Consider the following 9,970-nt stretch of genomic DNA (forward strand, 5'->3'; position numbering starts at 1 on the left):
TGCTGTTCCTATTCTTCATCTTCCTCTTCGTCTTCATTCTCCTCAGGCTCGTCGGGCTCTGTATGGGCAATTCCCTTATGGCAATCTATACAGGTCTGTCCCTTCTCTGTGGCGCGACCATGTTTCTTGCGAGCACTGCGGTCCTGTATATCAAGGTCCATGTTCTCGAAATCATGACAGTTTCTACATTCGCGAGAATCGGATGCCTTCATCTTGTCCCAGACACTGTTTGCCATCTTCCAGCGATATGCATTGAATTTCTCCAGGGCAGCCTCTCGACGCTCTTCCGCCTCCTCGCTCATGTCATCTTCGCTATAGACTTCCCCGTAATTTGGAATGCAGAGGTTGGACCCCTCCTTGATCGGGACAAACAGATCCGGACAATTTCCATTGTCATCTGCACTTACAAGTTGTGACTCATCCGGCTCAATAGTACCGAGCACCCAGTGGTATACATCCTTGGCTGCCATGATCTTGGCAAGGACCTTGGGGAAGAATTGCTGCGGTACGTGGCAGTCGGAACAGGTTGTCTGCACACCGGACTGGTTTTTGTAATGGACGGTCTCTTTGTACTCTTCAAGATTTACCTTCATTGAGTGACATGATGTACAGAATGCCATCTCGTTGGTTGCACCAAAGAATATGTTTACGCCCCCCAGGGCAACCATGCCTGCCACGAAAATCAGGAGTGGGACAAATAGTTTTTTCATCTTCACAAGTTTCCTTTAATAGTTTTTATAATATCTTGTTATTATTGCGCGTTTGTTAGAATCTTGATGAGTAATCAATGACTGCTTTTATATCTCTGTAGCTAAATTTTTGAATCTGTTTGACCATCTTCTTGTTGGCGTTTCTCCGTTTGCCATCCCTGATCCAGATAAACTGTCTTAACATGTATTCGTAGTGTTGATTGTTCAGTTTGGGATAAAAATTTTCCGGATCGCCCTCACCGTTGTCGCCATGGCATTGAGCGCAGTTGTCCTGATAAAGTTTTTTGCCATGCTCCAGGTCGTCTCCATGTCCGAGGTAGTTTTGCCTGTTAACAGGCAGGGTTGTGATGTATCCAGTGACATCTGCTATATCCTGAGCATTACCAATATATCTGTTCAGAGTAAATGGATACATGACCGGATTGTCGCGATTAAGCTGGCGAATATCGGTTAGTTGTTTGATCAGAACCGACTTGTGCTGGCCGGCCAGTTGTGGATATGTTCCCGGGACACGGTATTGACCAATTCCTGGAGCCATTCCCCAGCCCTGCGAGGTGTGGCATAGAGAGCAGGTATCATATATTTTTTTGCCGTTATCTATATCCGGTGTAAGCGTCATTGCCTCCTCGGCCTCACCTCCACGATCAAACCCATCCCACCCATGGGATAGTGGTGACAACATGGCAATAAACATGAAAGTGATCGGCTTTCTATGCATTACATCTCCTCCGAAACAACATCCTGGATAGATCATGGGATCAGCAAGATGTTTAATTTATATTTTATTACTCGCCCAATCATACTGGTTGGGTGAGTAGGCGCAACTATTTTTCTACACAACTAAGGAACATCTGAAAAAGATTAATGGGATGGGGGTTTGGGGAGAGGGCTCTACAGGTGTTATTACAACGCACTGAACCATAACCTTTCCCCCATAGGATAACTTGTGAGGGAGATCTGGTTGGTTTATCCACTCTCCCGATTGTTGATTAACTCCTCAACCACAGAGGGGTCAGCCAGGGTAGAGGTGTCTCCCAGATCTTCCAGCTCGTTAGCTGCAATCTTGCGTAGAATTCGGCGCATGATCTTGCCGGAACGTGTTTTTGGCAGCCCTGGGGCCCACTGGATAATGTTAACCTTGGCAATTGGTCCAATCTCCTTGCGTACAAGCGCCACCAACTCATCTTTTAGTGAGTCACTGCTTTCGGTTTCCTGCATCAGGGTGACAAAGGCGTATATTCCCTGTCCGGTAATTTCATGTGGGTATCCAACCACAGCAGCTTCGGCCACCTGTTCATGCAGTACGAGGGCTGATTCAATTTCTGCGGTTCCCAGACGGTGACCAGAGACATTGAGTACATCATCAACCCGACCGGTAATCCACCAGTATCCATCCTCATCACGGCGGGCACCATCACCACTGAAATAGTATCCGGGGAACTGGCTGAAATAGGTTTCGATAAAACGGTTATGGTCGCCATATAGGGTGCGCATCTGCCCTGGCCACGGAAATTTCATTGCCAGATTGCCTGAGGTTGCCCCTTCAAGCTCGTTACCCTCATCATCCAGCAGTACTGGCTGCACCCCAAAGAAGGGACGGCTTGCAGAGCCCGGTTTAAGTTGATGTGCCCCTGGCAGAGGGGTAATCATATGGCCACCGGTCTCGGTCTGCCACCAGGTATCAACAATTGGGCAGCGCCCATCACCAACCACATTGTAGTACCACTCCCAGGCCTCCGGATTAATCGGTTCGCCTACAGTCCCGAGCAGTCGCAGTGATTTTCTGGATGTGCTTCGCACCGGCTCATCACCAGCAGCCATTAGTGCACGAATTGCGGTGGGTGCAGTATAGAAGCTGGCTACACTGTGCTTGTCACAAACATCCCAGAAGCGGGAGACGGTGGGGTAGGTGGGGATGCCCTCAAACATCATGGTGGTGGCGCCATTAGCCAGGGGGCCATAGAGTATATATGTGTGTCCGGTTACCCATCCCACGTCGGCGGTGCACCAGTAGACTTCGCCATCCTTGTAGTCAAAGACCAGTTTGTGGGTAATGGCAGCATGGAGCATATAACCACCAGTTGTGTGTTGGACCCCTTTTGGTTTTCCGGTAGAGCCAGAGGTGTAGAGGATAAACATTGGATCCTCGGCATCCATCTCCTCAGGAGGGCACTTGGTAGGTGCATCCTCCATCGCTTCGTGGTACCAGATATCTCTCTCCGCATTCCACTCAACAGGCTCTCCGCCACGTCTTACCACAATAGAGGTATGGACATTGGGGCAGGCGGCCATGGCCTGGTCTGCATTCTGTTTAAGCGGAACCTTTTTGCCGCCACGAATGCTCTGGTCAGCGGTAATCACCACCCGGCAATCAGAGTCAAGGATGCGATCACGCAGTGCATCCGGAGAGAATCCGCCAAACACTACAGAGTGGATGGCACCAATACGGGTGCAGGCAAGCATTGCTACAGCAGCCTCTGGAACCATCGGCATATATATGGAGACTCGGTCTCCCTTTTCTACCCCACGTGCTTTGAGCACATTGGCAAATTGACTGACCTCGGAATGGAGTTCCCTGTAGGTTATCTTGCGATCCTCATTGGGGTCATCCCCCTCCCAGATAATTGCAATCTGATCACCACGATCCTTCAGGTGGCGATCAAGACAGTTGTATGAGGCGTTGAGTTTGCCACCCTTGAACCAGTTTATATGGACGTCATTACTATAATCCCAGTCAAGTGTGGTCTCCCACGGCTTGAACCAGGTGAGGTAGCTAGATGCCTGCTCTGCCCAGAACTCCTCAGGGTCAGCCACAGATTTTTGATACATCTCCTCGTACTGTTCAGCGGTGATGTTGGCCTGTGCCGCAAAATCACTATTAACCGGGTAAGTTTTTCCACTGCTCATATTGTTGACCTCCATGTTAAGCCTGAATTCTCTAGGTGCTCCCACCTGTTATACACCAACCTCTTGATTCATATAGTGATATTTTATTCTTCGGAAATCACAACAAGGATTATGCTCAGTCGAGAATTCGCTCTATGAATCAATATGTTGCACATTATACGCACGATCATCTGGAGGATTCAGGTTAAATTTGCTCTTCCAGGATGAAACTGTACATTCTAGCCATGATTGGTTTTTTAGGGTACTGCCAGAGCGAGATTTTGGGGTACAATACGCGGCTTTCAACCACGGAATCGAGAGTAGACATGGAAGTATCTGTAGAAACAACCCAAGGGCTAGAGCGCACAATTACAATTACTGTTCCTGCGGAGCGTGTTGACAAGGAGGTTGCGGATCGTCTCAACCGACTGAAAAATACGGCCAAACTGAATGGTTTTCGTCCTGGAAAAGTGCCAATGGCGGTAGTCAAGAAGCGTTTTGGGGAGTCAGTTCTCCACGAGGTTGCAGGAGAGGTGATTCAGGCCAGTTTTGGTGAGGCGGTCACCAAGGAGAATCTTACTCCGGCGGGAGCTCCAAAGATTGATCCGGAAGAGATAGCAGCGGGTAAGGACCTCACCTACAAGGCCACATTTGAGATCTATCCAGAGTTTGAGATCGCATCGTTTGCAGATATCAAGGTAGAGAAGCCTGTTGTTGAGATTGGTGATGATGACATGGACAAGATGATCGACAATCTGCGTAGCCAGCAACAGAGCTGGGGCGAGGTTGAGCGAGCAGCAGCCGATGGTGATCAGGTAGTGATAGATTTTGTTGGAACTGTTGATGGTGAGGAGTTTGACCGAGGCTCTGCTGAAGGGGTGCCGGTAACTCTGGGATCCGGTTCAATGATTGCAGGCTTTGAAGAGGGTATTGCCGGGATGAAGGCTGGTGAGGAGAAGAGTATTGATGTCACCTTCCCTGATGACTATGCGGCAGAGGATTTGGCTGGCAAACCAGCCCAGTTTGCGATCACGGTAAACAGTGTCTCCGAGGCGGTGCTTCCAGAGATAGATGATGAGTTTATTACCAAGTATGGCGTAACCGAGGGCGGGGTTGAGGCTTTCCGTACCCAGATTCGTGAAAACATGCAGCGCGAGTGTGATCAGGCAGTTAGCCAGGTGAACAAGAATCAGGTGATGGACGGGCTATATGAGACGCACGGCTTTGATATTCCAACCCCACTGATTGATGAAGAGGCTGCCCGTATGGCTGAAAACATGCAGCAGCAGATGCAGGGGCAGGAGGGAGTTCTGAGTCCTGACCTGTTCAAGGAGCAGGCAGAGCGTAGAGTCAAGCTGGGGCTGATTCTGGCTGAGATTACCCGTGAACATAATGTCCAGGTTGATCCAACCAAGGTGAAGAAGCATATTGAGACCATGGCTTCAGGTTATGAGGATCCACAGGAGGTTATTGAGTGGTATGAGAAGAATCCACAGCAGCTGGAGGGTGTGCAGAATCTGGCTCTGGAGGAGCAGATTGTGGATCTGGTGATGAATGATGCTACAGTGTCGGACGAGAGTATGGAGTTCGAGGAGCTGATGCAGAAGGCTAATGCCAATCGTACTGCTTAGGTATCGCATACAGGTAGCATTGAACCATTTAACCGAGGAAGAGATAAGAGTATGAGTTCACCAATAGAGAATATAGGCATGGTACCAATGGTGGTAGAGCAGTCCTCACGTGGGGAGAGGGCTTACGATATTTACTCCCGCCTACTCAAGGAGAGAGTCATCTTTCTGGTGGGCCCGGTTGAGGATCAGATGGCTAATCTGGTGGTTGCTCAGCTACTGTTTCTGGAGTCTGAGAATCCAGACAAGGAGATTCATCTCTATATCAACTCTCCTGGTGGTTCAGTTACAGCTGGTCTCTCTATTTACGACACCATGCAGTTTATCAAGCCAGACGTAAGTACCATGTGTATTGGTCAGGCTGCCAGTATGGGGGCACTGTTACTGGCTGGCGGGGCGGCAGAGAAACGTTTCTGTCTTCCACACTCCAGGATGATGATTCATCAGCCTCTTGGTGGTTTTCAGGGGCAGGCATCAGATATCGAGATTCATGCCAAAGAGATTCTCGATGTGCGTGAGAGGCTGAACAAGATCCTGGCTAACCATACGGGGCAGCCAATTGATCAGATTCGCAAGGATACAGACCGTGACAACTTTATGAGTAGTGATGAGTCGGTTGAGTATGGCCTGATAGACAAGGTGTTATCGAGCCGCAATTAATAACTGATAGAAACAGTTGGTTATTGTGTGGCTGCGTCTTGTATAATCTGGCCAATATAGTATAAAGAACCATCAAAAAACAGTAATTGACGAGTGATCTAGTTGCTCAAGGTACGGAAGGTGCAAATTTTATGAGTGAAAACGAGGAAGATGGCAAGCTTCTCTACTGCTCTTTCTGCGGAAAGAGTCAGACTGAGGTAAGAAAACTGATTGCGGGCCCATCGGTTTATGTCTGCGACGAGTGTGTAGAGCTCTGTAATGACATCATTCGAGAGGAGCAGGATGAGGATGAAGAGTCCTCTTCAGAATCGTTGTTGCCGACTCCGGAGAAGATCAGGGCAACACTTGATGACTATGTTATTGGTCAGAACCAGGCCAAAAAGACCCTCTCTGTTGCGGTCTATAACCACTACAAGCGCGTAGAGTCAGGTTATAAAAAGGATGATGTAGAGCTTGCCAAAAGTAACGTACTGTTGATTGGCCCTACAGGGTGTGGCAAGACTCTGCTTGCAGAGACTCTGGCCCGTACCCTTAATGTTCCGTTTACCATTGCAGATGCAACCACACTGACCGAGGCCGGTTATGTAGGTGAAGATGTAGAGAATATCATCCAGAAACTGCTGATGAAGTGTGATTACGATGTGGAGCGTGCCGAGAGTGGCATTATCTATGTTGACGAGATTGACAAGATCTCCCGCAAGGCAGACAACCCATCCATTACCCGTGATGTCTCTGGTGAAGGCGTACAGCAGGCACTGTTGAAGCTGGTTGAGGGTACAACAGCATCTGTGCCGCCACAGGGCGGAAGAAAGCATCCACAACAGGAGTTTTTGCAGGTAGATACCAGCAAGATTCTCTTTATCTGTGGCGGTGCCTTTGCCGGGCTGGACAAAATTATTCGTGACCGCTCCGAGAAAAGTGGTATCGGTTTTGCTGCCGAGATCAAGAGCAAGGATGATGAACGTTCTGTTGGTGAGGTGCTGGAGGATGTTGAGCCAGAGGATCTGATCAAGTACGGATTGATCCCGGAGTTTGTTGGCCGTCTTCCCGTAGAGGCAACTCTGAGAGAGCTGGATGAGGATGCGCTGGTCAAGATTCTGACAGAGCCGAAGAACGCCCTTACCAAACAGTATGGAAAACTCTTTGAGATGGAGGGGGCAGAGCTGGATATTCGCGAGGATGCCCTGCATGCTATTGCCAAAAAGGGGATCAAACGCAAGACTGGTGCTCGTGGCCTGCGCTCTATTCTTGAGCATGCGCTACTTGATACCATGTACCATCTCCCATCCCAGGAGGGTGTTGAGAAGGTGGTGGTGGATGCCACTGTTATCAATGATAAATCAGAGCCGCTGCTTATCTTTGAGGGGGGCGAGCAGGAAAAGCTGGCTGTCGCTGAGTAGTACCTAATACTCCATGGGAACAGAAGACAAGAGTGTAGCTCCAGTTGATCCTTTAATGCAGGAGTACTCACTGCTTCCACTGCGCGATGTTGTGGTATATCCACATATGGTGATCCCACTATTTGTTGGGCGTCCCCGTTCCATCGCGGCTCTGGAATCAGCGATGGCGGAAAATAAAAAAATTCTTCTGGTGGCACAAAAGAGTGCAACTGAGAATGAGCCATCCATAAGCGACCTGTTTAATGCAGGTACAGTTGCCACCATTCTCCAGCTACTGAAATTGCCTGATGGGACCGTCAAGGTTCTGGTGGAGGGTAAAAATCGTGCACTGATTCACCATATCGATGAGGATCATGGGTATATGCGTGCCCAGGTTTCAGTTCATCGTGGAGAGATTGTTGGTGGTGTTGAGGTTGATCTGTTATCCGGCTCCATTCAGAGTCAGTTCGAACACTATGTAAAAATGAACAAGAAGATTCCTCCAGAGGTTTTGACCTCACTGGCTGGAATTGATGATCCTGGCCGTCTCAGTGATACGGTGGCGGCGCATATGACGCTTAAAATCGATGAGAAACAGCAGCTGCTGGAGACCTTCGATGTGCAGGAGAGGATGGAAAATATTCTCTCCATCATGGAGGGTGAGCTCGATATTCTTGAGGTGGAGAAGAGGGTGCGGGGTAGGGTCAAGAAACAGATGGAGCGTAATCAGCGTGAGTTCTATCTGAATGAACAGATCAAGGCGATCCAGAAAGAGTTGGGTGAATCTGAGGATGGAACCAACGAGATGGATGAGTTGGAGGGAAAGATCAAGAAGGCCGAGCTGTCAGAGGAGGCCCAGGCAAAAGCTGACTCCGAGCTGAAGAAGCTGAAGATGATGTCTCCCATGTCTGCTGAGGCGGCAGTTGTCCGTACCTATCTTGAGACCTTGATAGGCGTTCCATGGAAGAAGAGCTCAAAAGTTCGTGGTGATCTGGCCCGTGCAGAGAAGATATTGAATGAAGACCACTACGGTCTGGAAGAGGTGAAGGAGAGAATTCTTGAGTACCTTGCAGTACAGAAGCGTGTAGGCAAGATCAAAGGGGCAATTCTCTGTCTGGTTGGTCCTCCAGGGGTTGGCAAGACCTCGTTAGGGCAATCAGTTGCCCGTGCTACCAGTCGTAAATTTGTACGGATGTCACTTGGTGGGGTTCGTGATGAGGCTGAGATTCGTGGGCACAGGCGAACCTATATAGGGTCAATGCCGGGTCGGATCATCCAGAATATGAGCAAGGCGGAGGTGAGAAACCCACTGTTTCTGCTGGATGAAATAGACAAGATGGCAATGGATTTTCGTGGTGATCCGGCATCGGCTCTGCTCGAAGTGCTTGACCCCGAGCAGAATAGCACCTTTGGCGATCACTACCTTGAGGTGGACTATGATCTCTCTGATGTGATGTTTGTGGCAACCGCCAATAGTATGAATATACCCGGCCCTCTGCGTGATCGCATGGAGGTGATCAGAATTCCTGGCTATACCGAGGAGGAGAAGCTCAATATTGCGCGCCAGTACCTGATTCCAAAGCAGATGAAGGATAACGGTCTCAAGGCCAAAGAGGTGACCATAAGTGTTGGTGCAGTCCGTCAGATGGTACGACACTACACCAGAGAGGCTGGGGTCAGAAATCTTGAGCGTGAGATATCCAAGGTATTACGCAAAGTGGTCAAAGAGCTGGTTCTCAAGGAGCAGAAGGGCAAGGTATCTGTCTCTATCCGTAACCTTGAGCACTATCTTGGGGTCAAAAAATTCCGTTTTGGACTGGCCGAGAAGAATGATCAGATTGGCCAGGTTACTGGCCTTGCATGGACCGAGGTTGGTGGAGAGTTGTTGACCATAGAAGGGGCTGTAATGTCTGGAAAAGGCAAATTCTCGGTGACCGGTCAGCTCGGTGATGTCATGAAAGAGTCCATTCAGGCTGCGATGACGGTGGTGCGTAGCCGCTCCTCCGCATTGGGAATCAAATCATCCTATTACGAGAAAAGTGATATCCATATCCATGTGCCGGAAGGGGCTATTCCCAAGGATGGGCCAAGTGCGGGGATAGGGATGTGTACAGCACTGGTTTCCGTGCTTACCGGTATTCCGGTTCGTGCAGATGTAGCAATGACAGGTGAGATTACCCTGCGTGGAGAAGTGTTGCCTATTGGTGGGTTGAAAGAGAAGATGCTGGCGGCTCATCGTGGTGGAATCACTACCGTACTGATACCTGAAGAGAACAGAAAGGATCTCAAGGAGATTCCGGAAAACATCCTCACTGACATTGAGGTAAAACCGGTCAGATGGATTGATGAGGTGTTGGAGATTGCGTTGCAGTTTTCACCGCAACCACTGGACGAAAAAGAGCAGCAGGACGAGAAAATAGAGGAGTCCGGTAGCGGTGCGGAAAACAGCCATGAGTCATCTGTTAGACAGACTCACTAAAGGCAAAAAAACAGTATAAAAGTGATATTTAAGCTAGTAATGAGTCATGGTATATCGTAGACTAGCGCGCGCTATCTGAAGACAGATAGGGTGCTTAGCTCAGCTGGGAGAGCATCGCCCTTACAAGGCGAGGGTCGCAGGTTCGATCCCTGCAGCACCCACCAAATAATGTGTTGTAAAAATTGTGGAGCGGTAGTTCAGTTGGTTAGAATACCGGCCTGTCACGCC

7 protein-coding genes and 2 tRNA genes (1 of these 9 running past the window's edge) are annotated in these 9,970 nt (G+C 49.3%); 6 read left to right on the plus strand and 3 right to left on the minus strand.

What is annotated here, in order from left to right:
- Window positions 1-8: 8 nt before the first annotated feature.
- The 3 genes from AC3ZFK_RS02715 to acs form a co-directional block, all read right to left on the minus strand.
- Window positions 9-710, minus strand: a complete 702-nt coding sequence (locus AC3ZFK_RS02715) for a NapC/NirT family cytochrome c (protein ID WP_487506560.1) — start codon at window positions 708-710, stop codon at window positions 9-11.
- 55 nt (window positions 711-765) lie between these two features.
- Window positions 766-1,428, minus strand: a complete 663-nt coding sequence (locus tag AC3ZFK_RS02720) for a c-type cytochrome (protein ID WP_487506561.1) — start codon at window positions 1,426-1,428, stop codon at window positions 766-768.
- Window positions 1,429-1,676: 248 nt separating this feature from the next.
- Window positions 1,677-3,617, minus strand: a complete 1,941-nt coding sequence (gene acs, locus AC3ZFK_RS02725; RefSeq protein WP_487506562.1) for an acetate--CoA ligase — start codon at window positions 3,615-3,617, stop codon at window positions 1,677-1,679.
- Between the two features lie 305 nt (window positions 3,618-3,922).
- Between acs and tig the strand changes: the two genes are divergently transcribed.
- From tig to AC3ZFK_RS02755, 6 genes are all read left to right on the plus strand, one after another.
- Window positions 3,923-5,227, plus strand: a complete 1,305-nt coding sequence (gene tig, locus AC3ZFK_RS02730) for a trigger factor (protein WP_487506563.1) — start codon at window positions 3,923-3,925, stop codon at window positions 5,225-5,227.
- Window positions 5,228-5,278: 51 nt separating this feature from the next.
- Window positions 5,279-5,884, plus strand: a complete 606-nt coding sequence (gene clpP, locus AC3ZFK_RS02735; protein WP_487506564.1) for an ATP-dependent Clp endopeptidase proteolytic subunit ClpP — start codon at window positions 5,279-5,281, stop codon at window positions 5,882-5,884.
- A 131-nt stretch (window positions 5,885-6,015) separates the two neighbouring features.
- Window positions 6,016-7,284 (plus strand): ATP-dependent Clp protease ATP-binding subunit ClpX, encoded by a 1,269-nt coding sequence (clpX, locus tag AC3ZFK_RS02740; protein WP_487506565.1) that lies wholly within the window; start codon window positions 6,016-6,018, stop codon window positions 7,282-7,284.
- Window positions 7,285-7,297: 13 nt separating this feature from the next.
- On the plus strand, window positions 7,298-9,742 hold the full coding sequence (lon, locus tag AC3ZFK_RS02745; protein WP_487506566.1) for an endopeptidase La: 2,445 nt from the start codon (window positions 7,298-7,300) through the stop codon (window positions 9,740-9,742).
- 88 nt (window positions 9,743-9,830) lie between these two features.
- Window positions 9,831-9,906: transfer RNA gene (locus AC3ZFK_RS02750), tRNA-Val, on the plus strand.
- Window positions 9,907-9,928: 22 nt separating this feature from the next.
- Window positions 9,929-9,970, plus strand: a tRNA-OTHER gene (locus AC3ZFK_RS02755) (it continues 53 nt past the right edge of the window).

Source organism: Candidatus Thiopontia autotrophica, assembly GCF_982804495.1.